The sequence below is a fragment of the Stenotrophomonas sp. YJH_SMC_91 genome (assembly GCF_059368495.1).
In genome coordinates this window covers 237,330-263,778 of the sequence record NZ_JCAFRT010000001.1, presented here as the reverse complement: position 1 = coordinate 263,778, position 26,449 = coordinate 237,330, and the positions used below count along the sequence as shown (strand labels likewise).

The following is a 26,449-nucleotide window of genomic DNA, read 5'->3' as shown; positions in this document are numbered from 1 at the left end:
GTGTGGGACGTAGCGCAGGCGGAGATTAAATCTCCACCTGCGCGCCGAGTTCGACCAGGCGGTTGCCCGGAATCCGGAAGAAGCCGGTCGCGGGCGCGGCATTCCGGTGCATCAGCGCGAACAGCTTGTCGCGCCAGATCGGCATGCCGCGGTTGGCGGTGGCCACAATGGTTTCGCGGCTGGCGAAGAAGGTGGTGTCCATCGGGTCGAAATAGATGCCACCGTGGTCACACGAGCGCATCAGCGCCAGCGGTACGTCCGGGGTTTCCATGAAACCGAAGCGCACATAGACCCGGTAGAACTCGTCGCCCACCGACTCGATCTTCAGCCGCTGCCCTTCCATCGCATAGGGAATGGGCAGGGTTTCCACGTGCAGGAACACGTTGCGCTCGTGCAGCACCTTGTTGTGCTTGAGGTTGTGCATCAGCGCGTGCGGGGCCACGGTCGGGTCGGCGGTGAGGAACACCGCGGTGCCCGGCACGCGTACCGGCGGTGCCAGCATCAGGCCCGGCAGGAAGGTGTCCAGGCGGATGCCGTCCTTGCGGATCTCATCACGCAGCAGCTCGCGGCCACGGCGCCAGGTGCGCATCATGGTGAACAGGAAGATGCCCAGCACCACCGGGAACCAGGCGCCCTGCAGCAGCTTGGCGCCGTTGGCGATGACGAAGCCGAGGTCGATGATGAAGAACACCACGCACAGCGGCAGCAGCCAGCCACGCGACTTCGGCCACAGCGAACGTGCCACCACGGCCAGCAGCAGGGTGTCGATCAGCATCGTGGCCGACACCGAGATGCCGTAGGCCACGGCCAGGTTGGACGAACTGCGGAACGCCAGCACCAGGCCGAACACCATCACCGCGATGCCCCAGTTGATGCCCGGGATGTAGATCTGGCCGATGGTGTCGTGCGAGGTGTGCTTGATGCGCATGCGCGGGATGTAGCCCAGCTGCATGGCCTGGCGCGAGACCGAAAACGCGCCGGTGATGACCGACTGCGAGGCGATCACCGCCGCCATGGTGGCCAGGATGATCATCGGGTACAGCGCCCACGAGGGCACCGCCTCGAAGAACGGATTCTTCAGGGCCTCGGGGTGGTTGAGCACCAGTGCGCCCTGCCCCAGGTAGTTCAGCACCAGGCACGGCAGCACGAAGAAGTACCAGGCGTGGCGGATCGGGCGCAGGCCGAAGTGGCCCATGTCCGCATACAGCGCTTCGCCGCCGGTCACCGCCAGCACCACTGCACCGAGAATGAAGATGCCGTGCCAGCCGTGCTCCATGAAGAAGCGGATGCCCCACCACGGGTTGAAGGCCTTCAGCACCTCGGGCGCATCGACAATGTTGTAGATGCCGATCACCGCCAGCGATACGAACCAGATCGCCATGATCGGGCCGAACGCCTTGCCGATCTTCTCGGTACCGAAGCGTTGCGCGGCGAACACTGCCAGCAGCACCACCAGGGTGACCGGCACGATGAAGACATGCAGTCCGGGTGCGGCCACCTCCAGGCCTTCGACCGCACTGAGCACGGACATGGCCGGGGTGATCACGCCGTCGCCGAAGAACAGCGAGGCGCCGAAGATGCCGAGGATGCCCACCACATAAGCCGAGCGCGAGCCATTGCGCAGCGTGCGCTGGGTCAACGCCATCAGCGCCATGATGCCGCCCTCGCCATCATTGTCGGCGCGCATGATGATGGTGACGTACTTCAGGGTCACCACCAGGTTCAGCGCCCAGAAAGCCAGCGACAGCACGCCCAGCACGGTATCGTGGTCGCTGTTGAGCCCGTAGTGCGGCGAGAACGCCTCCTTCAGGGTGTACAGCGGGCTGGTACCGATATCGCCGAAGACCACGCCGATCGCACCGATGACCAGCGCCAGTCCTCCAGCGGAGGGGGCGTGGCCATGGCCGCCGGGGGCGGCTGCGTGCGGGGTTTGACTGCTGGACATGGGACTCCTGGCGAAGCTCAGGCGGTTTGTTGAAGGAAAGGAAGGCGGATCAACGCAGCGCCGACTGCAGCGCCTTGCGGATCACGGTGGCCACTTCGTCGCCTTCATTGAAGGCATCACGGGCCATGCGCGCGGCTTCGGCCGGCTTGTAGCCCAGCTGCTGCAGGGCCACGGTGGCGTCGGACAGCGGATCGGCCGGGGCCGGGCCGCTGCCGGTGGGCAGCGCGCCGCCGGCACCGAACTGGGCCGCGCGGTCACGCAGCTCCAGCACCATGCGCTCGGCGGTCTTCTTGCCGATGCCCGGAATGCGGGTCAGCGCGGTGATGTCACCGGCCTGGACCATGCGCGCAAACTCCTCGACGGTGACGCCGGACAGCACGGCCAGCGCGATCTTCGCGCCGATGCCACTGACCTTCTGCACGTCGCGGAACAGGCGCCGCTCACCTTCACGCAGGAAGCCGTACAGCGAGACGCTGTCTTCCTTCTGCGAGTAGTGGGTGTACAGGGTGACCTCGCGGCCGAGCTCGGGCAGGTCGTAGAAGGTGCTCATCGGCGCCTCCAGTTCGTAGCCCACTCCGTTCACGTCCACCACCAGCCACGGCGGCGCCTTGTAGGCGACGATGCCGCGCAGTCGACCGATCATTGCGTGCAGCTCCTCATTTGCGGCCCCATGCCTGGCGGGCACTGAGCCCCAGGCGGTTGGCCGTCGCCCTTACGTGGGCATGGGTGATCGCCACCGCCAACGCGTCGGCCGCGTCGGCCTGCAGCTTGATTTTCAGGTTGAGCATGAGCCCGACCATGTGTTGAACCTGTTGCTTTTCGGCGCCACCGCGCCCGACAACCGCCAGCTTGATCTCGCTGGCAGCATATTCGTGCACCGGCAGGTCGCGCAGCACCACCGCCGAGATCGCCGCGCCACGGGCCTGGCCCAGCTTCAATGCCGAATCGGGGTTGCGGGCCATGAACACGCGTTCGATGGCCACTTCCTGCGGCTCATACTCGCGGCACAGGTCGGCCAGGCCCAGCACCAGCAGCTTCATGCGCTGCGGGAAGTCGTCAGCGCCCAGCAGCACCAGCGGCTGGTGGTGCACGTAGCTGACGCGGCCGGTGGCATCGACATCAATGATGCCGACCCCGGTCCGCTGCGAACCGGGGTCGATGCCGAGGATGCGGGTCATGCTGCACTCCTGGCGGGGCGGAACGGATTGCGCTGGCAGGCGTATGGGCTCATGACTGTCCGCGGTGACCGTTCAACGGCCCGCGCCCAAGCCGTCGAAGACGGCTCAGGCGTAGGCGTCGGCGCCGAGTTCGGCGTTGGAATACACGTCCTGCACGTCGTCCAGGTCTTCCAGCATGTCCAGCAGCTTCTTGACCTGCAGGGCGACCTCGCCCTCGACCTTGATGTCGTTGTCGGCGCGGAAGGTGATCTCGGCGTGGTCGGCGACATGGCCAGCGGCGGTCATCGCGTCCTTGACTGCGCTGAACGCGTCAGGGCTGGTGACCACATCGATCGAGCCATCGTCCGGATAGACCACGATGTCATCAGCGCCGGCCTCGATGGCCGCCTCGGTGATGGCTTCCTCGTCGGCACCCGGGGCGAAGCTGAGCACGCCCAGGCGCTTGAACATGAAGGCCACCGAGCCTTCGGTGCCCATGTTGCCGCCGCACTTGCTGAACGCATGGCGGACATCGGCCACGGTGCGCACGCGGTTGTCGGTCAGGCAGTCGACGATCACGGCCACGCCACCCGGGGCATAGCCTTCGTAGCGGATTTCCTCGTAGTCGACGCCTTCCAGTTCACCGGTGGCCTTCTTGATGGCGCGCTCGATCACGTCCTTGGACATGTTCACGGCCAGGCCCTTGTCCACCGCCACGCGCAGGCGCGGGTTGTTGTTGGGGTCGCCTCCACCGCCGCGCGCGGCAACGCCGATCTCGCGGATGATCTTGGTGAAAATCTTGCCGCGCTTCGCGTCGGACGCGTTCTTGCGGGCTTCGATGGAGGGGCCTCTACCCATGGGTGCTACCGTCTGGCTGCTTCAGGATCAAGGCGCGGATTCTACCTGATCGGGGACGGCAACCGTGTCTAGGGCGGAGAGATGCCGTCGGGCATGGCCCGGCGAAGCGCGTGCGAACCAACGGTTCGCACCCACCAGGGCAGGACGGTTCGCACCCACCGAGGTAGTCCGGTCGCACCCACCAGGGCAGGACGGTTCGCACCCACCGAGCCAGGGCGGTCGCCCCTACCAGATTACGCGGCGGCGGCGTCGCGGCTGTGGTCGAACTGGCCGTGGCGCAGGAAATGCGCGGTCTGCCGCGCGGCATCGGGCGACACGACCAGGCCGCTGTGGCTGGTGCGCACCACGCAATGGTCGGCCAGGCCCGGCAGGCGGGTCTCGGCCAATGCCACGGTGCCGTCGGAGGCATCGTCGATGGCGCCCAGCAGGCTGCCCAGCCCATGCGGCACCGAACCGGCGATCAGCCCGACCTCGGCCTTGCCCTGCCAGTCCGGCAGGCCGTCCAGCAGCAGCTCGCTGCTGCGCCCCAGCGCCAGGCCCCAGCCATGATCGGACAACGAGCGCGCGGTGCCACTGCCGCGCAGCGGCGAGCCCAGGCAGACCACGCGCTGCACCGGCAGCTGCGGATTGCGCCGCAGCGCTTCCAGCGCCAGCAGCCCGCCCAGGCTGTGGCCGACCAAACTCAGCGGGCCGGCGTCGGCCAGCCGCTCCAGCAGCTGCGGTACGGCCACGTCCGGGCCACCGAACACCGAGGAATAACCAAACGCGTGCACCTGGAAGCCGCGCGCGCGCAGGCGCCAGGCCAGCGGCCCGACCCAGGCGCGGGCATTCCAGATGCCATGCAGCAGCAATACGGGGGGAGTCATGCAAACAGCCTGGCGGTCAGCGGGGCAGGAACGTACGGTGATTGAACACGCGCGCGCAGCAAGCGGCAGTGAACATCAGGCCGCGCGCGGTGCGCGGCGCAGGATGAATTCGAGATCGTTCGTGTCGCCCACCGGGAACAGGTATTCGCCGGCCTTCTCGAACCCGTAGCGGGCGTAGAAGCGCTGTGCGCCGAAGTTCTCCGACCACACGCCCAACCACAGGGTGCGCGGGCCCTCGTGTTCCAGCCAGGCCAGCGCGGTTTCCAGCAGGCGGCTGCCCCAGCCGCAGCTTTGCTGCGTCTTGATCAGGTACAGGCGCTTGAGTTCGCCGTCACCGGGCTTCACGTCCGGGTGCGGCAGGCCACAGGGGCCGGCGGCGGCATGGCCGACCGCCTCCCCGTCCAGCTCCAGCAGCCACACCGCGTAATCCGGGTGGGCCAGGATCACGCGCTGGCGCTCGACCGTGTAGGCCTCCTCAAGGAAGGCCTGCAGGTCCTGCGGCGGATACAGATGGCCGAAGGTTTCGGTGAACGTGCGGGCGGCCAGCGCCGACAGGGTCGGCGCGTCGTCCACGGTGGCGCGGCGGATGGAATACATGCAGCAAGTTGACGTCAGCGCGAAGGGGCGGTCAAGCCTTTTCCGACGATTCCGCTTCTTCGTCTTCCTCGCCCTCTTCCTCGTATTCCTCTTCGTCCTCGTCTTCTTCGCCTTCCTCGTCCTCGTCGTACTCTTCCTCTTCGTCGTCCTCGTAATCCTCGACGCCGAAGTCTTCTCCATCCCAACGGCCTTCGCCGTCGGCGACGAAGGTCAGGGCCATCGCGGCCGGGTTGGTACCGACGCGGACCAGCCAACCGCCGAACACGCGTGCACGCTCGGTGACCAGGTTGGCCTCGGAGCCTTCATTGCCCAGCTTTTCCCACTCCAGCGAAAACGCAAACTCGGTCATTGCCTGGATCTCCTGATCAGTTGGTCTTGGGGCGAACCTGGATGTGCACTTCGGCCAGCTGCGCGTCGACGATCGGCGACGGCGCGTCGGTCATCAGATCCTGTGCACCAGTGGTCTTCGGGAACGGGATGACGTCGCGGATCGACTCGGTGCCGGCCATCAGCGCGGCGATGCGGTCGATGCCGAAGGCGATGCCACCGTGCGGCGGCGCGCCGTAGTTCAGCGCGTCGAGCAGGAAGCCGAACTTGGCACGGGCTTCTTCGGCACCGATGCCCAGCAGCTCGAACACCGCGCTCTGCATGTCCGGACGGTGGATACGGATCGAACCGCCGCCGATCTCATTGCCGTTGAGCACCATGTCGTAGCCGCGCGAAACGGCGGTACGGGCATTGGCGCGCAGGTCGGCGATGTCGTCCACGGCCGGTGCGGTGAAGGGGTGATGCAGGGCGACGTAGCGCTGTTCTTCCTCGTCCCACTCGAACATCGGGAAGTCGGTGACCCACAGCGGCGCCCAGCCGTCGGCGACCAGGCCGAAGTCCTTGCCGGCCTTCAGCCGCAGCGCGCCCATGAAGTCGGAGACCTTGTTGTAGCCACCGGCGCCGAAGAACACGATGTCGCCGTTGCCGGCGCCGACGTGGGCCACCAGCGCGGCGAAGGATTCCTCGCTGAAGAACTTCTGGATCGGCGAGCTGATTTCGCCGTTGTCGGCGATCTTGATGTAGGCCAGGCCCTTGGCGCCGTACTTGGCGGCATGCGCGGCGTATTCGTCGATCTGCTTGCGCGACAGCGACGCACCGCCCGGGATGCGCAGCGCGGCAACGCGGCCCTCGGCATCATTGGCCGGGCCGGTGAACACCGGGAACTCGCTGTCCTTGACCAGTTCGGCCACGTCCACCAGCTCCAGCGCGATGCGCAGGTCCGGCTTGTCCGAGCCGTAGCGGCGCATGGCCTCGGCCCAGGTCATGCGCGGGAAGCTGGCGTCCAGCTGCACGTCCACCACTTCCTTGAAGATGGCGCGGATCATGTCCTCGACGAAATCCTGCACGTCGCGCTCGCGGACGAAGGCGAATTCCATGTCCAGCTGGGTGAATTCCAGCTGGCGATCGGCACGCAGGGCCTCGTCGCGGAAGCAGCGCGCGATCTGGTAGTAGCGGTCGAAGCCGGCCACCATCAGGATCTGCTTGAACAGCTGCGGGCTCTGCGGCAGTGCGTAGAACTCGCCTGGGTGCATGCGCGCCGGCACCAGGAAGTCGCGTGCGCCTTCCGGGGTGGCCTTGGTCAGGATCGGGGTTTCGATGTCCTGGAAGCCCTTTTCGTCCAGGTGGCGACGCAGCGCCTGCACCAGCTTGATGCGGGTGCGCTGCATGCGCTGCATTTCCGGGCGGCGCAGGTCCAGGTAGCGGTACTTCAGGCGGGTTTCCTCGCCCGGGTTCTCATGGGCGTGGAACGGCAGCGGCGCAGCCTTGTTCAGCACGGTGATGGCGGTGGCGATCACTTCCACCTTGCCGGTGCGCATCTTGTCGTTCACCGCGTGGCGGGCACGCACGACGCCTTCCACCTGCAGCACATCCTCGTAGCCCAGCGACGCGGCCACCGCGAACACTTCGGCATTGTCGACCTCCACCGTCACCTGCACGATGCCTTCATGATCGCGGAGATCGATGAAGCAGACGCCGCCCTGGTTACGGGCCACGTCGGTCCAGCCGGCGAGGGTGACAGTCTGGCCAATCAGGGTCTCGTCGACCAGGCCGCAGAAGTGGGTACGCATGGGGGGAAGCTCCGCTGGAGAACGCCGGCACCGGATGGGGGCCGGAAAGCCTCGTATTCTGCGGCCGAGGCCCCGGCTGGGGCAAATCCGGCCAGTCACACCGGCTTGATCGTCCCCCTCCCTATAGTCGGGCACCTGCCACCGTATGGGATGCCGCCATGAAACCGCTGTCCCTGGCCAGCCTGGCCGTGACCCTCAGCCTGGGTGCGCTGGGCACCCTTGCCCTGCCCGCTCCGTCCGCCTCTGCGCAGAACGGGGTGATCCGCTGCGAAAGCCAGAGCAACCGCGAACGGGTCTGCAACACCGGCTGGCGCGGCGCGCAGCTGGTCCGTCAGTTGTCTGGCAGCCCCTGCGAGGAAGGGCGCTCCTGGGGCAGCCGCAATGGCAGCATCTGGGTCACCAATGGTTGCCGCGCCGAGTTCGTCGAGGCCCGTGGTGGCTGGGGCGGCGGCAATGGCGGTGGCTGGGGAGGCAACAACGGTCGCCCCGGCGAGACCATCCGCTGCGAAAGCCAGAACAACCGCGAGCGCAGCTGCCCGGTCGGCTGGCGCAATGCCCGCCTGGTCCGCCAGTTGTCCGGCAGCCCTTGCGACGAGGGCCGTACCTGGGGTGTGCGCAACGGCGCGGTATGGGTCAGCAATGGCTGCCGCGCCGAATTCGCCGAGGCCCGCGGCTGGGGCGGTGGCGGTGGCGGCTGGGGCGGTGGCAACAGCAACTATTCCGTCACCTGCAGCAGCAACAACAACCGCTCGCAGACCTGCGACTGGGATGAGCGCCAGGGCCGGCCGGTGCTGCAGCAGCAGCTGTCGGGCAGCGCCTGCCAGGAAGGCCGCAGCTGGGGTTATTCGCGTGGCCAGGTGTGGGTGAGCAACGGCTGCCGGGCGCGCTTCGGCACGCGGTGAGTGCAGGGTCGGGGTCAGAGCCCTCCGCAGGAGGGATCCGACCCCGGGATCACGGTGCGGGTGCTGTGTCGTCGCCCCACGGTGGCGGTGGCAGGTCGACCGGCTTGCTCAGGTCGAACTGCACGCGGAAGCGGCGGCCGTCCGGGCGCGTCAGTTCGTAGACGAACGTCTGGTCCGGATCGATCTCCATCGCCCAGGTGTTGTGCGTGGAAGCCAGCATGTCGGCACGGCGGAACATCGCCACCGAATCGGCATCGGCAGGGAACTGCTGGCGCTCGGCGGTGCCCGGCGGCGTGCTGTCGCCACCGTACAGGGTGATCGCGTCGGGGCTGCCGTCTTCGTGGCGATGGTCGTGCTTCAGCCGCAGCCCGTTCGGCGTGCGGGTCAGCACCCAGGTCCGCGAGTGGTCATCACCGACATGGAACGGGATGCGCAGCTCGTGCGCCGGGTCGGCGCAGCCGCGCACATGCATGACCAGGCGCTGCCCGGCGAACGGATCCTTGGCGGTCGGTGCAGGCGTGTCCTCCACCACCTTGCCGACGTAGGCCTGGCCGCAATGTGCGGCGATGGCGGCCATGAACGCATCGGCCGGTGCGGTCGCCAGATCGTGGGCGACCGTATCGGAGCGCTGCGTGCACGCAGCGAGGCTGAGCAGGAGGGCGGCGGTAGTGGCAACGGCAATCGGTCTCATGCCCCAACCCTAACGGCCATGGACGATGGGCGCAAACCGCGCGCCAGTCCCGCTCAGCGCTCGGCAGACGGTGCTGCCGGCAGTGCTTCGGTCGCCGCCACCGGTGCGGCCTCGCCCTCGCCGGCCGGCTCCTGCTCCACCGGATCAACGTCAAACGGTGTACGGAACACCAGCGACGGCAACAGCGTGGTCAGCGCCGCGTACAGCAGCAGCGCACCGAACAGCACCGCCGGAATCTGGAAGCGCTCACGCATGATCGCCGCCAGCACCAGGGTGAAGATCAGCGTCGGTGCCAGCGCCAGCGAAACCCGCAGGCTGCTGCGGAAGCTCTCGCCGAACATCACCCGGCGCTGCAGCCAGACCACGCCGATGCGCAGCGGCAGCACCACCAGGGTGATCACGATGCCCAGCCCCAGCGCCTCGAAGCTCAGCGCTTCGGCGGGCACCTTGGTGCCGGCGTTGAAGAAGTAGAACGGCACGAAGAACGAGGCGAACAGGCGCAGCGCGTGCAGGTTCTCGTGCGAGGCCAGCAGCGGCATGCGCTGGTGCAGCAGGCGCGCGACCAGGCCGGCGATGAACGCGCCAACCAGGTAGTACACGCCCAGCAGGTAGGTGATGTAGGCCGCCACCATGCCGACCATCACCAGCAGCGAGAATTCCGAGCCCGGCGCGTGCGGTGCCACCCAGCGGCCCAGCGCGATGAACAGCAGCGGCAGGCCGATCATCATCGCCAGCAGTGCCAGGCTGGACAACGCCATGTGCCCTGGGTCACCGGCCTGCAGCACGATGAACAACGCCGCCAGCGCCAGCAGTTCGCCGGCGATGGCCTTGCTGGTCACCCAGAACCGCTCGTCTTCGCTGAGGCCAAGCCGCGACAGCGAGTCCATGATGAAGCCCGTGGACGGCGTCAGCAGCGCCAGCGCCAGCAGGCCGGCGGCCTGCCACGGCAGCCCCGCATAACGCCAGGCCAGCCAGCCCACGCCGAACAGCGTGCCGGTACGGATCACCAGGTGCGCCAGCAGCGGCCACATGCCACGGCGCAGCGCCTGCAGGTCCACTTCCAGGCCGGCGAACAGGAACAGCGAGGAAATGCCCAGCGTGGCCAGCAGGCCGATCACCGCATCATGGGCCTGGTCGCCCAGCCAGAGCATGCCGATGATGCCGAACAGCAGGCAGGTCAGCGGCGCGGGCAGGCTGAAACGCTGCAGCGCGCGCGGGATCACCAGCAGCGCGAAGATCAGCAGCAGGTAGATCAGTTCATGGCTCATGGGGACTTCCGTGTGGTTCGAACGCGCGCAGGATGCGCGCGCCGAACCGATCCGGCAAGCCACGTTTGAATGACCCCGGTTACCTCATCCGATCAACCGGTCGGCAATCCGCCCCACCTGTGCCAGCACGCTAGCGCGTTGCTCGTAGCTGATCGCACCTGCCTGCAGATAAGCCGTCAGCACCCACGGGGCGCCCCCAGCTACGGGCCACAGCACGGCGATGTCGTTGCGCGCGTCTTCACCATTGCTGCCGGTCTTGTCACCCACGCGCCAGCGCTTGCCCAGGCCCGCGCGCAGGCAGGCGTCGCCGGTTTCGTTGTCGATCAGCCAGTCGGCCAGCTGCTGCCGCGAAGCCGGTTGCAGTACCTCGCCCAACACCACGCGCTGCAGGGTCGCGGCCATCGCCGCCGGCGTGGTGGTGTCGCGCGGGTCGCCCTTGGCAAAGCTGTTCAGCTCCGGCTCCAGGCGGTCACTGCGGCTCACCGTGTCGCCGCTGGCGCGCAGGAACGCGGTCACTGCGGGCGGGCCACCGACCACGCCGAACAGCAGGTTGGCGGCGGTGTTGTCGCTGGTGATGATCGTGGCACGGCACAGGTCGCGCACGGTCATGTCCTTGCCGGCGTGGCGGCGGGTGACCGGTGCATGCGAGAGCAGATCGGCCTCGCCCACCGGCACGCGCCTGTCCAGCAATGCCGGCATGCGTTCGGCCTGGCTGAGCACGGTGGCCGCCAGCATGCTCTTGAAGGTGCTGCACATCGGGAAGCGCTCGTCCTGGCGATGACTGATGCGGCGACCGCTGGCAGTGTCCAGCAGGGTCACGCCGAGGCGTCCGGCGCAGGCCTTTTCCAGCGCGGCGAAATCACTGGCGGCGGTGATGGCGGCATCGGTGGGTGCGTTGGCGGTGGCCTTGCCCGCTGCACGTGCCAGCAGCGGCAAGGCAAGCGAGGAAGCCACGGCGGCACCACTGAACTGCAGGAATCGGCGACGGGCGAGCATGCGGGTTCTCCTGGGGGACCGCTCGATTATTGAAGCCTTGATCGGGGGCGACCAGCGCAAAAAATCTGCGAGAGACATTAGTTCAATTAATGTCTGACGCATTCAACCCCTTAATTTTCCGAAATGTTTCGTTGAAGCGTTAGGATCATCCATCACTCCAGCTCACGACTGCGCGATGCTGCACCCTACCCTGCCACTGAACGCGCTGCGCGCCTTCGAGGCCGCCGCCCGCCACCAGAACTTCACCCGTGCCGCGCTGGAGCTGTGTGTCAGCCAGGCCGCACTGAGCCACCAGATCCGTGGACTGGAGGACCGGCTCGGCATCCGCCTGTTCCATCGCCTCCCGCGCGGCGTGGCGCTCACCGATGAAGGCGCGGCGCTGTATCCGGTGCTCAACGAATCGTTCGAGCGCATCTCCGCCAGCATCGCGCGTTACACCGGCGGACCTGCGCGTGAAGTGCTGACCCTGGGCGTGGTCGGCACCTTCGCCACCGGCTGGCTGCTGCCACGGCTGGCCGCGTTCGAGGCAGCGCACCCGGACATCGAGCTGCGCCTGCAGACCCACAACAACCGCATCGACCTGGCCGGAGAAGGGCTGGACCTGGCGATCCGCTTTGGTGATGGCGACTGGCAGGGCCAGGCGTGCACGGCGATCCTCGACGCGCCGTTTGCACCGCTGTGCGCACCGGCGCTGGCGCGGCGCCTGAAACAGCCACGCGACCTGGGCACGCTGCCGCTGCTTCGTTCCTACCGCAGCGACGAATGGCCGCGCTGGCTGCAGGCGGCCGGGGTCAGCGGCGTGGAAGCGCGCGGGCCGGTATTCGATTCCTCGTTGACGGTCGCGATGGCGGCCGCCGGTGGCGCCGGTGTGGCCTTGCTGCCGCTGCGCATGTTCGAGCAGGAACTGGCCGAGGGTCGCCTGCTGCAGCCGTTCAGCACCACGCTGGAGCTGGGGCGCTACTGGCTGACGCGGTTGCGATCGCGTGCCGAACGTGAGCCGGCCAGGCGCTTCCGCGAATGGCTGCAGGCACAGGGCGGGTAGGCAGTGCCGGCCGCTGGCCGGCAACCCCTTGATCGTTGTGGGCGCATCGCGCTGCCGGCCAGCGGCCGGCACTACCGGTCAGGACTCGAGCAGTTCCATCCAGGCGGCTTCGGCCTTTTCCAGCTGCGCGGCGGCCGTTTCACGATCGCGGCCAAGCACGGCCATGCGCGTGGCATCGGCGTAGTTGGCCGGGTCGGCCAGCTGGCGGTCCAGCTCGGCCAGGGCACCTTCCAGCTCGGCCACCTTGGCTTCAGCGGCGGCCAGCTTGTGCGGGTTCACCGGCTTCTTCTGCACCACCTGCGCCACCGGGGCGGTCTTGACCACCACCGGCTCTTCCACCTGTTCCATGCGCGCCTTGGTGCCCTGCGCCTGCGGGCGGGTACGCAGCCACGCGGCGTAGGCATCCAGGTCGCCATCGAACGGCTCGACCACGCCATCGGCCACGCGCCAGTAGGTATCGCAGACCAGGCCGATCAGATGGCGGTCGTGAGAGACCATCACGATCGCGCCTTCGAAGGTGGCCAATGCTTCGGCCAGCGCTTCGCGCATTTCCAGGTCAAGGTGGTTGGTCGGTTCGTCCAGCAGCAGCACGTTCGGCTGCTGCCAGGCGATCAGCGCCAGCGCCAGGCGTGCGCGCTCGCCACCGGAGAAGCCATCGACCGGCTCGAACGCGCGGTCACCCGGGAAGTTCCACTTGCCGAGGAAGTCGCGGAACGACTGGTTCGGTGCGTCCGGGGCGATCTCGCGGAAATGCTCCATCGGCGACTGGCCTTCGTGCAGCGACTCCACCGTGTGCTGGGCGAAGTAGCCGATCTTCAGGTCCGGGTGCGCCATGCGCTCGCCGACGATCGGTGCCAGCTCGCCCACCAGGGTCTTCACCAGGGTGGTCTTGCCGGCACCGTTCGGGCCGAGCAGGCCAATGCGCTGGCCCGCTTCCAGACCGAAGCCGACGTTGTGCAGGATCACTGCGTCCTTGCCGTAGCCGGCCTCGACATGGTTCAGGCGGATCAGCGAGAACGGCAGCTTGGCCGGCGGCGCGAACTCGATGCGGAACTCGCGCTCGGCGCGCACTGCTTCGGTGCCGGCCAGCTTGGCCAGGCGCTTCATGCGGCTCTGCGCCTGCGCGGCCTTGCTGGCCTGTGCCTTGAAGCGGTCGATGAAGCTCTGCAGGTGGGCGCGCTCGGCCTGTTCCTTCTCGTGCGCGATCTGCTGCTGGCGCAGCTGTTCGGCGCGCTGGCGCTCGAAATCGGTATAACCGCCCGGGTAGAGCTTGGCGCCGCCGCCGTGCAGGTGCAGGGTGTGGGTGGCCACGTTGTCGAGGAACTCACGGTCATGCGAGATCAACAGCAGGGTGCCGGGGTACTTCAGCAGCCACTGCTCCAGCCAGTACACCGCGTCCAGGTCCAGGTGGTTGGTCGGTTCGTCCAGCAGCAGCAGGTCACTGGGCATCATCAGCGCGCGGGCCAGGTTCAGGCGTACGCGCCAGCCGCCGGAGAACGAGGACACCGCGCGGTGGTGGGTCTCGGCCGGGAAACCGAGGCCGTGCAGCAGCTTGCCGGCGCGCGCTTCGGCGTCGTAGGCCCCCATCTCGGCCATCTTCGTGTGCGCGTTGGCCACCGCCTCCCAGTCTTCGCGCGCGGTTGCTTCAGCCTCTTCAGCCAGCACCGCAGCCACATCGGTATCCCCGCCCAGCACAAAGCTCAGCGCCGGGTCCGGCAGCGACGGGGTTTCCTGGGCCACGCTGGCGATACGGACCTTGCCGGGCAGGTCGACGTCACCCTTGTCGGCCTCCAGCTCGCCCTTCACCGCCGCGAACAGGCTGGACTTGCCAGCACCGTTGCGGCCGACCACGCCCACCCTGTAACCGGCGTGCAGGGTCAGGTCGACATTGGACAACAGCAGCCGCTCGCCGCGGCGCAAGGCGAAATTACGAAGGGAGATCATCGGGGGAGGGGTCCATATAACCGGATGGAATGTGCTGGTGAGCACTGTTCCTGCGACGTAATTCTAGCGTTAACGAATACTTGACGCGCCCCGGGATGCGCGGCGGCAGGCCAACTCTCTCCCTCGTCGGCCCCGCGCAGCCCCCGGGCCCCACCTCCCGCCGCTGCCCTCTGCCGCTAAATGGTTGCTGCTGCAACGTTTTTTCCTGTTGCAACCATTTGACAGGCACTGAATATCCCGTTAATTCCTGCCTTGCGCACCGCAACAACCGCCGTCCGCCTCACCCCCGTGATGTCGATTCCGGTGCCACCCCCGCCAACCGGAGCCCCATCCCGATGACCCGCAAGACCAGCCTGATCGCCGCCGCCGTCGCTGTCGCACTCGGTGGCTCTCCGTTCGTTGCCGCTGCCCAGCAGGCCGGCACCGCCGCCAACACCCTGGACACGGTGATCGTCACCGGCACCCGCGTGGCCGACCGCACCGTCGCCGAATCGCAGTCGCCGATCGACATCATCACCCCTGAAGTGCTGCAGTCCACCGGCACCAGTGAACTGGCCACCGCACTGTCGCGCGCCCTGCCCTCGCTGAACTTCCCGCGCCCGGCCTTGACCGACGGCACCAGTGGCGTGCGCCCGGCGCAGCTGCGCGGCCTGTCGCCGGACCAGGTGCTGGTGCTGGTCAACGGCAAGCGCCGCCACACCTCGGCGATGATCAACGTCAACGGCAGCATCGGCCGTGGCTCGTCGGCGGTGGACATCAATGCGATTCCGATCGCCGCCATCGAGCGTGTGGAAGTGCTGCGCGACGGTGCGTCGGCACAGTACGGCTCGGACGCCATTGCAGGCGTCATCAACATCGTGCTCAAGGGCAGCGGCAGTGGCGGCAGCCTGGCCGTGGACTACGGCCAGTACTCCGCCGGCGACGGCAACAAGTACCAGCTCTCCGGCGATACCGGCGTCGAGTTCGGCAACGGCCGTGGTCGCGTGCACGTGGCTGGCCAGATCAGCCAGCAGGACGAGAGCAACCGCGCCGGCCCGTACCGCGGCACCACCCCGAACACCGGCAACTTCCCCAGCATCGGCCAGAAGACCTTCATCGTCGGCGACCCGCGCGTGGATGCCACCGCCGCGTCGGCCAACGCCAGCTTCGACTTCAGCGACCACGTGACCGGCTACGCCAGCGCGCTGCTCAGCAACCGCGACATCACCTCGTTCGCGTTCTACCGTTCGCGCAACCACAGCGGGCAGAGCGCGCTGCTGGCGCAGACCTACCCCGACGGCTTCGTGCCGGAGATCAACCAGTATTCGAAGGACCGCTCGCTGGTGGCCGGGGTCAAGGGCAACACCGACAACGGCTGGACCTGGGACCTGAGCCTGAACCACGGTGAGAACACCCTCGACTTCCACACCCGCAACAGCATCAACTACAGCCTCGGCGCAACCAGCCCGCGCTCGTTCTATGACGGCACGCTGAAGTACCAGCAGGACATCTTCAATGCCGACCTGACCAAGTCGCTGGACTGGGGCCTGGCCTACCCGGTCACGCTGTCCTTCGGTGGTGAGTACCGCAAGGAAAAGTGGGACCAGAACCCGGGCGAACTGAACTCGTACACCGGCAGCGGCGCGCAGGGCTTCGCGGGCTTCACCCCGACCAATGAAGTGCATGCCGACCGCCACAACTACGCGGTCTATGCTGGCCTGGAAGCGGACCTGACCGAGAAGTTCTCGGCCGGCATCACCGGCCGCTACGAGGACTACTCGGACTTCGGCGACCGCTTCTCCGGCAAGCTGTCGGCGCGCTATGCATTCACCGACAAGGTCGCGCTGCGGGCCACCGCCTCCAGTGGCTTCCGTGCACCGTCGCTGGCGCAGCAGGGCTACCAGGCGGTCACCAGCCAGTTCCTCAATGGCGTGTTCGTCGAGCGCGGTACCTTCCCGACCACCAGCCCGGCCGCACAGGCGCTGGGCGCCTCGCCGCTGAAGGCCGAAACCTCCACCTCCTACAGCCTGGGCCTGGTGCTGCAGCCGGTCGACCGCCTGTACATCACCGTCGACGCCTACCAGATCGACATCGATGACCGCATCGCATTGTCGTCCAGCATCACCACCAACGCGGCCACCAGCGCGCTGCTGGGCACCCTGGGCCTGCCGCAGGTGACCGCGTTCTCCTACTTCACCAACGGCCTGGATACGCGCACCCGTGGCGTCGACTTCGTGTCCAGCTATACGGTGCCGTTCAACGCCAGCAGCCTGGAGCTGACCGCTGCGTACAGCTACAACGACACCGAAGTGCGCCGCGTCGGCGGCACCCCGGCGGTGTTCGGAACGCTGGGCCTGACCCAGTCGCTGATCGGTCGCGACGAAATTGGCCGCATCGAGGACAGCTACCCGCGCGACAAGGCGATCCTGAGCGGCACCTGGCGTTCGGACCACTGGGAACTAGGCCTGGCCGCCACCCGCTACGGCAAATTCACCGTGCGCAACTCGGCCACCGCGCTGCGCGACCAGACCTACGGCGATGCCTGGGTGGTGGATGCTTCGGCCAGCTACAAGCCGAGCAGCAACTGGACGCTGACCGTGGGCGCCGACAACCTGCTGGACAAGTACCCGGACCGTACCGAAGACCTGCAGAACTCGACCTTCGGCATGCTGCCGTACAGCAACTACTCGCCGTTCGGCTTCAACGGCGCGTATGTGTACGGGCGGATCAAGTACACCTGGTAAGCGACGCTCTGGTAGTGCCGGCCGCTGGCCGGCAACTCCTAGCCACATCTCTCACACCCGCCGGAGTGATCCGGCGGGTGTTTTGTTATGTGCTGCGGGCAAGATCAGCCGCGCGGCTGGCAATTGGACGTGCGATGACCTTCTACGATCACACGGACAGACTCGAGACAGTTGTCCAGACTGTCAAAATTCACGCTCACTTGAAGACCAGGCAGCGACCACCTCGCGCTGCCAAACGTTCCTTCATCAAGCCAACGACTGGCTCGTTGATCCATGCGCTCTTCGAGAATGGACGGCGGATCATCGAATTGAAGGCCGAATGGCAGCGGCCCAGCCCAGGCTCTTGAGTTTCCCAGTCGATCGCGGACGAAACTGATGCCGGTGCATACCGGATGGCTACCGGGCACGCCCTGCCTACTGTCAAAGTAAAGGATGAAGCCATGCTCGTCGGATCTATCAACGACCTCGCTGCTCGCCTCCGCCATCAGACTCGCAAGACCAAGGTCCCGGAACGCGACCTGGAAATCGGGGTCATTGGTCGATCTGCCGAGGACAGCGAGCACCTGCTCCGCCGAAGGGTACTCGCGCGTTGCCGGTGCGCAAGCCAATGGATGCATGGGAATTCCCAAGCTGATATCAAAGATCCCACACGCTCCTGCCTGTTTGATGCATCCAGCCTGATACGTCAGACGGATGCGGTAGTCAGGCAACCACCACGCGTCACGCCTGCCGGCGTGCAAGCTGTCCCCAAAGCCCGCCGTGGCGAGCCTTTCGCGCGCTGTCGTCCTATCGTCCTCCCATTGCAGGCCAAACAGCAGGTCGCCTTCGTACCTGCGCATGACATCCGGAATGCCGGCCGTCACCGCAACGTTGGTGAAGATCAGCTCACCGCTCTTGCCGTGCGAAGCAATGGATCGCCCGTTCCAGTAGTTGCGCTCGCTGAAGGAGAACAGCATGCCCCGCGCGCTCACACGCACAATCGTCTCGTAAGGGCTTTTGGCAGGCCGGGCCAGCTCTGGCCTTCGCCTGACGCCAAGCGACTGCAGCATCGTTGAGACGGCTGGGTCAGTGGCGCTTCTGCCAAACAGGGCTGTTATCGCCTGTAGGTCCATTCATTCCTCTTGTGGCAGCCCCAGGCTGACGCAGCGGACTCCCCTTTCACCGTCGTAGTCGACAGCCAGCTCCAGCTTTCCGAGCATCCATGCGTCGACATTGCCAGACAGACCAAACACCGTTGGCGCCCCCAGATCGACAGATGCGTCCGACCTGATCTGGTCCCTGGACATCAGGAAGTTCAGGCCGAAAGGCATCGGCCCTTCATACTGGGTGCCGGTGTCATTTCGCCAGCCCCAGAAGATCACGTCGGTGAGCATCCAGGGGCCATCATCGATGTCGTGATAGGCGGTCTCTGAGACCAGACCGGCATCCTTGAATTCAAGCTGCAGTCCAGCAGCGTCATCTGCCCAGATCCGGTGACCACTGACACCCAGGCGGTAATCATCCAGATTCTGAAGCTGGATTCCGATCCTGGAAAAGATGGTTTCGAGCTCCTTCGATTCCGAATCTCTACCGATCGCGGCGATGAACTCTTCAACGGTGGGATGATTCATGAAATTCCGCCTATCTGTATGGGCGAGATGCGCCTACGTAGCGCTTACGGATGGTGATCGCTACGCTTGATGGGGATGCTCAACGAGATGCAGCGGATCGAGTCATCTGGACCAGAGAAATCAACCGCAAGCTCCAAGCCACTGACGCACCAGACATCCACCTCACCATCAAATCCCATTTCAACAGCATTCCCTGCACTCAACGCGGCGAGTCGCTCCCTTACATGCTGGCGCAGCATGGAAAAGCTCAGTCCACAGGGCAACGGGCCTGAGTAGGCAGGCTTCTCCTTCCTGACTTTGTTCTTCTTACTCACTCTCGCTCCCCAGAGCGCTACGCTCGTCAGTACCCAGGGCCCTTCGTCCAGGTCGTGGTAAGGAATGTCCACCAGCAGCCCGACGTCCTTGAATTCCAACTGCAGCGTATTTTCCTCGTCAGTCCAGAACCGCATTCCCGCCAACTTCAACGGATAGTGACGAAAGTCGCGCTCACCAATTTCCAGATCAAGGAGCAAGCGGGACAGGGGCGCCGAGCTTGTGTCTTGACCTATCGCCTGAATCACTACGTCAATGCCGGGAAGCTTCATGTGGTCGTTCGCCCATGCGGTCTGGAGAGAGCAGGCCCCTCTGATTGGTCAGCAGAACGGAGTAGCGGACACATGGTGACGTGTTCCGGACTCGAGGAACCCTCCGCCAGATTGCAAACTTCAGCCCCGTCGCCTGCGCCTCCCGGCCGGCCACCGGCCCTTGGATGCTGTCGCATCGACGGAAAACCTTGGCGCACAGGGGCAAAGGGTCCTGCGATGGCACCGCCGCGTATCGAACCCATCCCCTTCCCGTGCCTTTCTCGGGTGGCGTCGGCCTGGCTGCGGTCCACGGTCCAGAGCCACTGGCCACCCCAAACAGGTCCGATCCCGACAGCGCCACCCTCGACCGCCCCGCACACGCCAGGCCGGACGCCGACCACTGATGGCTCCGCCCACGCAACGATCCGATACGCTGGCCCGGTTTGCCGTATCTGGCCGCATCGGTGAAAATCGGGGCATTCCCCCGATTTCCTGCGAGTGCCGATGCACCATGACACCGACCTGATCAACATCGTTGCCGTTGGCCTGGGGCTCGCCTTCATCTTCGGCGCGCTGGCCAACAAGCTCCGCTTGTCTCCCCTGGTCGGTTACCTGGTTGCTGGCATCTGCGTAGGTCCGTTCACCCCCGGCTTCGTCGCCGACCAGGCGCTGGCCAACCAGCTGGCCGAACTGGGCGTGATGCTGCTGATGTTCGGTGTCGGCCTGCACTTCTCGCTGAAGGACCTGATGGCGGTCAAGGCCATCGCCATTCCCGGTGCCATTGGGCAGATCGCAGTGGCCACCCTGCTCGGCTGGGGCGTGGCCTCGCTGATGGGCTGGCCGGCCATCCATGGCGTCATCTTCGGTTTCTCGCTGGCCACCGCCAGTACCGTGGTGCTGCTGCGGGCGATGGAGGAACGCCGTCTGCTGGAGACCATGCGCGGCAAGATCGCGGTCGGCTGGCTGATCGTGGAAGACCTGGCCTGTGTGCTGGCACTGGTGATGATGCCGGTGATGGCCGGCGTGTTCGGCCCCGACGCGGCCAAGGAATCGCACTCGCTGGGCAGCGTGCTGGCCGATATCGGCTGGACCTTCGTGCAGCTGGGCCTGTTCGTGGCGGTGATGCTGGTGGTCGGGCGCCGGGTCATCCCGTGGATCCTGGAACGCATCGCCGGTACCGGTTCGCGTGAGCTGTTCACCCTGTCCGTGCTGGCGATCGCGCTGGGCGTGGCGTTCGGCTCGGCGATGCTGTTCGGCGTCTCGTTCGCGCTGGGCGCGTTCTTTGCCGGCATGCTGCTCAACGAATCGGAGCTGAGCCACAAGGCCGCGCATGATTCGCTGCCGCTGCGCGATGCGTTCGCGGTGTTGTTCTTTGTGTCGGTCGGCATGCTGTTCGACCCCAACATCATCGTGCAGCACCCGTGGCAGGTGCTGGCCACGGTGCTGATCATCATGTTCGGCAAGTCAGCCGCCGCGTTCTTCATCGTGCGTGCGTTCGGCCACCCGACCAGCACCGCGCTGACCATCTCGGCCAGCCTGGCGCAGATCGGCGAGTTCGCCTTCATCATCGCCGGCCTCGGCGTGGCGCTGCAGATCCTGCCGAAGGAAGGCCAGTCGCTGGTGCTGGCCGGGGCGCTGGTGTCGATCATGCTCAACCCGCTGGTGTTCGGCCTGCTCGACCGTTGGCAGGCCAAGCAGGAGCAGTCTCCGCAGGTACCCGAGCCGCCCGAAGCGATCGGCCCGTCGCGCGACCTGCATGACCACGCCATCGTGATCGGCTATGGCCGGGTGGGCAGCGAACTGGCGCAGGTACTGCGCGACCGTGGCGTGCCGGTGCTGGTGATCGATGACAACAAGGAACACGTCGAGCAGGCGCACGCCAAGGGCCTGGCGGCGATCCGCGGCAGTGCCGCTGCCGACCGGGTGCTGGCCGAGGCCCATCCGGAACGCGCGAAGATCGCGGTGCTGGCGATTCCGCAGCCGCTGGAAGCCGGTGAGGCACTGGCCAAGCTGCGGGCGATCAACCCGGACCTGACCCTGCTGGCGCGTGCGCACAGCGATGCCGAGGTGAAGCATCTGCTGGAACACGGCGCGGATGGCACAGTGATGGCCGAACGTGAGCTGGCGTATTCGCTGGCGGAGATGGTGATGGCCACGCCGCCGTATCGCGGGTTGGGCCAGCACAGTATTCCGGTGGTGTGAGGGGTGTGCGTGCGGCAGGGCTTGCAGCCCTGCACCTGCTGGAGCAACTTCAACTGCAACGGCAAAAGCAAAAGCAGGCATTCCGTGGGATGGCGGGGTGGGTCCGGTGGCGGGAGACGCCGTAAACCCTTCCATGGGGGCTTGGCCGCGGCTTGCTCGTGTGTGCAGTCCTTGCACACACGGCAAGACCAGGGTTGGGCGTCCTGCCCAACCCGCCCGAGGCATGCCTCGGGCCCATGCCGCGGACACTCCCGCCACCGGACCCACCCCGCCTTCGACAGTTCCCCGCTGCTGTTGGTGCATGGGGTCAGATCCGTTTTCCACAGGAAAACGGATCTGACCCCGGAAACAAAAAAATCCCCGGTCGACCCGCATCGACCGGGGATCTGGATCGCCACGTTGCCACGCCTTGGAGAGGCAGTTCCACCGTAGCGCATCGCGGCACCGGTGGTGATCGCCTGTGGCGATGACGACCAAGCGTGTGGCTATCAGGCGCCGGCCAGGGCCTGTTCCAGGTCGGCACGCAGGTCGCCGATATGTTCAATGCCGATCGACAGCCGCACGGTGTCTTCACTGACGCCGGCCTTGGCCAGCTCCGCCGCATCCAACTGGCGGTGGGTGGTCGAGGCGGGATGGGTGGCCAGTGACTTCGCATCGCCCAGGTTGACCAGGCGGGTGAACAATTTCAGCGCGTCAAGGAAACGTGCGCCTGCCTCGCGCCCGCCCGGCAGGCCGAAGGTCAGCACGCCCGAGCCGTGCCCACCCAGATAGCGCTGCGCGGCGGCGTGCTCGGGATCGTCGGCCAGCCCGGCATAGCGCACCCACGCCACCTTTGCGTGTGACTTCAGGAACTGCGCGACGGCCAGTGCGTTGGCGTTGATGCGTTCCATGCGCAGGGCCAGGGTCTCGATTCCCTGCAGGATCAGGAACGCATTGAACGGCGACAACGCAGCGCCGGTATTGCGCAGCGGCACCACCCGCGCGCGGCCGATGTAGGCCGCTGGCCCCAGGGCTTCGGTATAGACCACGCCGTGGTAGCTGGGGTCGGGCTGGTTGAGCCGCGCGAAGCGTTGGGGCTGTGCGGTCCAGTCGAAGCCGCCGGAATCGATGATCGCGCCGCCGAGGCTGGTGCCGTGGCCGCCCAGGTACTTGGTCAGCGAATGCACCACGATGTCGGCGCCGTGCTCGAATGGGCGCAGCAGGAACGGCGTGGCCACGGTGTTGTCGACGATCAGGGGCACGCCAGCGGCATGCGCGACCTCCGCAATCGCAGCGATGTCGGTGACGTTGCCGCGCGGGTTGCCGATCGATTCGACGAACACCGCCTTGGTGCGCTCGTCGATCGGCGCGGCGAACGCAGAAGGATCAGCCGGATCAGCAAAGCGCGCCTGGATACCGTACTGCGGCAGGGTGTGCGCCAGCAGGTTGAGGCTGCCGCCATACAACGCGCTGGAGGCAACGATGTTGTCGCCGGCCTCTGCAATGGTCTGGATGGCATAGGTGATCGCGGCCTGCCCCGAGGCCAGCGCCAGCGCACCGATGCCGCCTTCCAGCGCGGCCAGGCGCTGCTCCAGCACGTCGGTGGTGGGGTTCATGATGCGCGTATAGATATTGCCCGGTACCTTCAGGTCGAACAGGTCGGCGCCGTGCTGGGTGTCATCGAAGGCATACGCCACCGTCTGGTAGATCGGCACCGCCACCGCGCGGGTAGTCGGGTCGGGACGGTAGCCGCCGTGCACGGCCAGGGTTTCCAGTTGCCACTGCGGGTCGCTCATTGCGCCAGGCTCCATCCGGGGAAACCGCCACCATAGGCCAGCCGTCGCCGGCCGCTGAAAGCTGCTGGCGATGACGTCCATACCGGGGGTTATCAGGTTGGCCGCGATTCAGGCAGCGGTCACGGGGCGTTGATAGGCTTCGCCGCCGGGCGCTCCTGCCCGGGCACGGAGGCCCCACGCGCATGCAGCCATCCCCCTGGACACCCACCGCCAACGGTACCCCGACCCAGGTCTTGTTGGTGGAGGACGACCGTCGCCTGGCCGAGCTGGTCAGCGACTATCTCCACGAACATGGTTTCGCCGTGCAGCATGTGGCACGCGGTGACCTTGCCGGCGCGGCCTGCCGCCAGCATGCGCCCGAGCTGGTGGTACTGGACCTGATGCTGCCCGGCCTCGGCGGCATCGACGTGTGCCGGCAGATCCGCAGCTTCTCCGACGTGCCGATCCTGATGCTGACCGCCTGCGAAGACGACATCGAGCAGGTGCTGGGCCTGGAATCGGGCGCCGATGACTATGTGCACAAACCGATCGAGCCGCGCCTGCTGCTGGCCCGCCTGCGCGCCCTGCTGCGCCGCCGTCATGGCAGCAGCAACACCGGTACACCCAGCCGTCTGATGCATGGCGAACTGCTGATCGACCGCATGCAGCGCGAAGTGCACCTGCACGGTCAGCCGGTCGAGCTGGGCACCACGGAATTCGAGATCCTGTGGCTGCTGGCCAGCCAGCCGGGGCAGATCCTGTCGCGCGACCAGATCCTGCAGGCGGTGCGCGGCATCGGCTTTGACGGCCTGGACCGCAGTGTCGATGTCAGCATCGGCAAGCTGCGCCGCAAGCTCGGTGATGATGCGCGCGAACCGCGGCGGATCAAGACCGTGTGGGGCCGTGGCTACCAGTTCAATCCGTCGGCCTGGACGGCATGAAGCGGCTGTTCCTGTGGTTGTGGTTTATCACGGGTGCCTGCTTCCTGGTGTCGGTGTTCTTCCTCAACCACATCCTGGACGGCATCTACACGCCCGTGCAGGATCGCGTCTTCGTCCAGCAGGTGCGTGGTCAGGTGTACGCCCTGCGCAGTGGCCTGGCCGGCTTGGATGCCGACCAGCAGCGTGAGCGCCTGCAGCAGTGGCAGCCACACTACGGCATCGCCCTGACCCTGCTCGACAAACCTCCCGCACTCGACGCGCAGGAACAGGTGGCCGTGAAGGCCGATGGTTTCATCGTGCGCGATCAATACCAGCAGGTCCTGCTGCCCATCGAGGGCAGCGATGGCCGCTGGCTGCACCTGCGCCTGCCTGGCGCGGTGCAGATGACCACGTACATGACCATCGCCGCCTACCTCAGCATCCTGCTGCTGGTGGGGCGCCAGCCTGTACGCGTGGGTGCGCCTGCTCTGGCGCGACCTGGAAGCGCTGCGCCGGCATGCCGACCGCATCGGTTCGGGCGATCTGCAGGCACGTGCGCAGGTCTCGCCACGCTCGCAGATCCGGGTCATCGTCGACCACTCCAACCGCATGGCGGCACGCGTGGCCGAACTGGTGCAGCGCCAGCGCGACCTGACCCATGCGATCTCGCACGAGCTGCGCACGCCGATCGCGCGCGTGGCCTTCGGCCTGGACCTGATGCAGGACAGCGATGACCGCGAACGCCGCGAACGGCTGGCGCGGGGCCTGCACGGTGACCTGGCCGAGCTCAACCGGCTGGTCAGCGAACTGCTGGCTTACGAACGGCTGGAGCATCCCAGCGAGGGCGAGCCGATGCAGCGCATCGAAGCCAACGACTGGCTGCAGGCCTGCCTGGCCGATGCGCGCCGTGATGCCGAACGTGCCGGCGTGATACTGCGCGTGCAGCCCAGCGCGTTGCCACGGGTGGATGCCGAGCCGCGCCTGCTGCAGCTGGCACTCAGCAATCTGGTGGGCAATGCGCTGCGCCATGCGCGTTCGCAGGTGGAAGTCTCGCTGGTCGGTGTCAGCGGCCGCGCCTGCCTGCGTGTGGATGACGACGGTCCCGGCATTGCCGAAGCCGATCGCGAGAAGGTGATGCGCCCGTTCACCCGCCTGGATGACAGCCGCAGCCGCGATACCGGGGGCTTCGGCCTGGGCCTGGCCATCGTCAGCCGCATTGCCGTCCGCCACGGCGGCGAGCTTCGCATCAGCCGCGCCACGTTGGGCGGCGCGCGCATGGAAATGCACTGGCCGCTGGCTGCCAGCTGAACGCCCCTGGGCGCGATTACAGTTGATTACAACTCCCGCACAACTGCGGACGGATCGGTCGCCGGCGTATCGCCACGCTAGCGACCCTGCAGCACTCGCCGGATGCGCGTGCTGCCTTCCTCCCATTGTCGAGAGTTTCCATGTCCCAGCTCCGCCGTTCCCCCGCCCTGCTCTGCCTGGCCCTGTTGCCGCTGTTCGCCGCACCGATCGCCCACGCCAAGGATGACCACTGGACCTTCGAGGTCGCTGCCGGCGGTGGCGTGGCGCCGCGCTACAGCGGCAGCGAGGAGTATCGTGCGACACCGTCGTTGTCCTTTGATGTCACCTCGCCGGGTGGATGGTTTCTGGGCACCAGTGGCATTGGCTGGGGCACCTCCATCGGCGAGCACACCCGCGTGCGCGCGTATGTCGGCGCCAGCGGCATCCGCAAGGAAAAGGACTCGCTGCTCGGCGGTTCCGACTTCCTGCGCGGCATGGGTGATATCGATACCCGTCCCCTGGTCGGCATCTCGGCTGGTTATACGCTGGGCGAAGCCGTGCTGAGCGGCTCCTGGCAGTTCACCCGCAAGGACGAGGACAAGGCCGAGAACGGCCTGGCCACCCAGCAGATCCATCTGAACCTGAGCATGCCGCTGTTCGACCTGGCCGGCGGCGTGGTCAGCGGCAGCGTGTCCACCGACTACGGCAACCGCGGCTACATGCAGACCTGGTACGGCGTCAGCCCGGAACAGGCGGCGCGTACCGGCTTTGCCGAGCACAAGCCAAAGGCCGGCCTGGTCAGTGCCGGTGTCGGTCTGAAGTGGAGCCACCGCGTGGGCCGCAACGGCAACTGGTACATCTCGGCCGAAGGCACGCGCCTGCTCGGTGATGCCGCCGACAGCCCGATCGTGCAGAAGGCGAACCAGTTCGGCTTGATGAGCGGCTATACGCACCGCTTCTGAGTGAGCGCCGGGCATTGCCCGGCCCACTTCGCAGGAAACGGGGCG

Annotated in this window: 22 protein-coding genes and 1 pseudogene; 7 read left to right on the top strand and 16 right to left on the bottom strand. The window is 66.6% G+C overall.

The genetic code is table 11. From position 1 onward, the window contains the following. Positions 1-25: 25 nt before the first annotated feature. The 8 genes from AC5P5X_RS01145 to aspS all read right to left on the bottom strand — a co-directional run bounded on the left by AC5P5X_RS01145 (position 26) and on the right by aspS (position 7,540). Positions 26-1,945 carry a potassium transporter Kup gene (locus AC5P5X_RS01145; protein ID WP_062605804.1) on the bottom strand — a complete coding sequence of 640 codons (1,920 nt, stop codon included), beginning with the start codon at positions 1,943-1,945 and terminating at the stop codon, positions 26-28. Positions 1,946-1,994: 49 nt separating this feature from the next. Continuing rightward, on the bottom strand, positions 1,995-2,588 hold the full coding sequence (gene ruvA, locus AC5P5X_RS01140; RefSeq protein ID WP_005410756.1) for a Holliday junction branch migration protein RuvA: 594 nt from the start codon (positions 2,586-2,588) through the stop codon (positions 1,995-1,997). Positions 2,589-2,601: 13 nt separating this feature from the next. Beyond that, positions 2,602-3,123, bottom strand: coding sequence for a crossover junction endodeoxyribonuclease RuvC (gene ruvC, locus AC5P5X_RS01135; RefSeq protein ID WP_005410757.1), 522 nt, complete (start codon positions 3,121-3,123; stop codon positions 2,602-2,604). Positions 3,124-3,228: 105 nt separating this feature from the next. Then, positions 3,229-3,960, bottom strand: a complete 732-nt coding sequence (locus AC5P5X_RS01130) for a YebC/PmpR family DNA-binding transcriptional regulator (RefSeq protein ID WP_005414277.1) — start codon at positions 3,958-3,960, stop codon at positions 3,229-3,231. 233 nt (positions 3,961-4,193) lie between these two features. Continuing rightward, entirely contained in the window at positions 4,194-4,826 is a 633-nt protein-coding gene (locus AC5P5X_RS01125) for an esterase/lipase family protein (RefSeq protein WP_049396250.1), read from the bottom strand. 75 nt (positions 4,827-4,901) lie between these two features. Further along, positions 4,902-5,423, bottom strand: coding sequence for a GNAT family N-acetyltransferase (locus AC5P5X_RS01120; protein ID WP_005410760.1), 522 nt, complete (start codon positions 5,421-5,423; stop codon positions 4,902-4,904). 31 nt (positions 5,424-5,454) lie between these two features. After that, a complete protein-coding gene (locus tag AC5P5X_RS01115) occupies positions 5,455-5,772 on the bottom strand; it encodes a DNA primase (RefSeq protein ID WP_111189036.1) in 318 nt (105 codons plus the stop codon). A gap of 16 nt (positions 5,773-5,788) precedes the next feature. Beyond that, a complete protein-coding gene (gene aspS / locus AC5P5X_RS01110; RefSeq protein WP_005410762.1) occupies positions 5,789-7,540 on the bottom strand; it encodes an aspartate--tRNA ligase in 1,752 nt (583 codons plus the stop codon). A 158-nt stretch (positions 7,541-7,698) separates the two neighbouring features. Here aspS and AC5P5X_RS01105 point away from each other — a divergent pair, with 158 nt between their 5' ends. Further along, the gene (locus AC5P5X_RS01105; protein ID WP_049403871.1) at positions 7,699-8,442 is read left to right on the top strand and encodes a DUF3011 domain-containing protein; all 744 of its coding nucleotides are present in this window, start codon (positions 7,699-7,701) and stop codon (positions 8,440-8,442) included. A gap of 49 nt (positions 8,443-8,491) precedes the next feature. Here AC5P5X_RS01105 and AC5P5X_RS01100 read toward each other — a convergent pair whose 3' ends face one another. From AC5P5X_RS01100 to blaL2, 3 genes are all read right to left on the bottom strand, one after another. Further along, positions 8,492-9,133 (bottom strand): hypothetical protein, encoded by a 642-nt coding sequence (locus tag AC5P5X_RS01100; RefSeq protein WP_005410764.1) that lies wholly within the window; start codon positions 9,131-9,133, stop codon positions 8,492-8,494. Between the two features lie 53 nt (positions 9,134-9,186). Next, positions 9,187-10,401 carry a cation:proton antiporter gene (locus AC5P5X_RS01095; RefSeq protein ID WP_005410765.1) on the bottom strand — a complete coding sequence of 405 codons (1,215 nt, stop codon included), beginning with the start codon at positions 10,399-10,401 and terminating at the stop codon, positions 9,187-9,189. An 84-nt stretch (positions 10,402-10,485) separates the two neighbouring features. After that, positions 10,486-11,397, bottom strand: coding sequence for a L2 family extended-spectrum class A beta-lactamase (blaL2, locus tag AC5P5X_RS01090; protein ID WP_005414283.1), 912 nt, complete (start codon positions 11,395-11,397; stop codon positions 10,486-10,488). 175 nt (positions 11,398-11,572) lie between these two features. Here blaL2 and ampR point away from each other — a divergent pair, with 175 nt between their 5' ends. Further along, positions 11,573-12,439 carry a LysR family transcriptional regulator AmpR gene (gene ampR, locus AC5P5X_RS01085; protein WP_005410767.1) on the top strand — a complete coding sequence of 289 codons (867 nt, stop codon included), beginning with the start codon at positions 11,573-11,575 and terminating at the stop codon, positions 12,437-12,439. A gap of 78 nt (positions 12,440-12,517) precedes the next feature. On the opposite strand, the gene AC5P5X_RS01080 is transcribed toward ampR, so the two are convergent. Continuing rightward, entirely contained in the window at positions 12,518-14,383 is a 1,866-nt protein-coding gene (locus AC5P5X_RS01080; RefSeq protein WP_005414284.1) for an ABC-F family ATP-binding cassette domain-containing protein, read from the bottom strand. Positions 14,384-14,718: 335 nt separating this feature from the next. On the opposite strand from AC5P5X_RS01080, the gene AC5P5X_RS01075 reads away from it, so the two are divergent. Beyond that, a complete protein-coding gene (locus tag AC5P5X_RS01075; RefSeq protein ID WP_111189034.1) occupies positions 14,719-17,106 on the top strand; it encodes a TonB-dependent receptor plug domain-containing protein in 2,388 nt (795 codons plus the stop codon). Between the two features lie 104 nt (positions 17,107-17,210). Here the strand turns inward: AC5P5X_RS01075 and AC5P5X_RS01070 are convergent, their stop codons facing one another. The 3 genes from AC5P5X_RS01070 to AC5P5X_RS01060 all read right to left on the bottom strand — a co-directional run bounded on the left by AC5P5X_RS01070 (position 17,211) and on the right by AC5P5X_RS01060 (position 19,300). Beyond that, positions 17,211-18,062, bottom strand: a complete 852-nt coding sequence (locus AC5P5X_RS01070; RefSeq protein WP_227843754.1) for a hypothetical protein — start codon at positions 18,060-18,062, stop codon at positions 17,211-17,213. Between the two features lie 156 nt (positions 18,063-18,218). Next, positions 18,219-18,716, bottom strand: coding sequence for a hypothetical protein (locus tag AC5P5X_RS01065; RefSeq protein WP_111108686.1), 498 nt, complete (start codon positions 18,714-18,716; stop codon positions 18,219-18,221). 44 nt (positions 18,717-18,760) lie between these two features. Further along, a complete protein-coding gene (locus tag AC5P5X_RS01060; protein WP_049411116.1) occupies positions 18,761-19,300 on the bottom strand; it encodes a hypothetical protein in 540 nt (179 codons plus the stop codon). Positions 19,301-19,783: 483 nt separating this feature from the next. On the opposite strand from AC5P5X_RS01060, the gene ybaL reads away from it, so the two are divergent. Beyond that, complete coding sequence (ybaL, locus tag AC5P5X_RS01055; RefSeq protein ID WP_005414286.1) at positions 19,784-21,481, top strand: YbaL family putative K(+) efflux transporter; 1,698 nt, start codon at positions 19,784-19,786, stop codon at positions 21,479-21,481. A 488-nt stretch (positions 21,482-21,969) separates the two neighbouring features. Here the strand turns inward: ybaL and AC5P5X_RS01050 are convergent, their stop codons facing one another. Further along, positions 21,970-23,256: an O-acetylhomoserine aminocarboxypropyltransferase/cysteine synthase family protein gene (locus tag AC5P5X_RS01050; RefSeq protein ID WP_111189033.1), complete on the bottom strand. Its 1,287-nt coding sequence runs from the start codon at positions 23,254-23,256 to the stop codon at positions 21,970-21,972. Positions 23,257-23,438: 182 nt separating this feature from the next. On the opposite strand from AC5P5X_RS01050, the gene AC5P5X_RS01045 reads away from it, so the two are divergent. The 3 genes and pseudogenes from AC5P5X_RS01045 (at position 23,439) to AC5P5X_RS01035 (ending at position 26,404) form a co-directional block, all read left to right on the top strand. After that, a complete protein-coding gene (locus tag AC5P5X_RS01045; protein WP_005414287.1) occupies positions 23,439-24,176 on the top strand; it encodes a winged helix-turn-helix domain-containing protein in 738 nt (245 codons plus the stop codon). After that, a pseudogene (locus AC5P5X_RS01040) lies at positions 24,173-25,463 on the top strand (ATP-binding protein). Before AC5P5X_RS01045 ends, AC5P5X_RS01040 begins: the two are co-directional and overlap by 4 nt. A 140-nt stretch (positions 25,464-25,603) precedes the next feature. Further along, a complete protein-coding gene (locus tag AC5P5X_RS01035) occupies positions 25,604-26,404 on the top strand; it encodes a MipA/OmpV family protein (RefSeq protein ID WP_005414289.1) in 801 nt (266 codons plus the stop codon). The last annotated feature ends 45 nt before the right edge of the window (positions 26,405-26,449 follow it).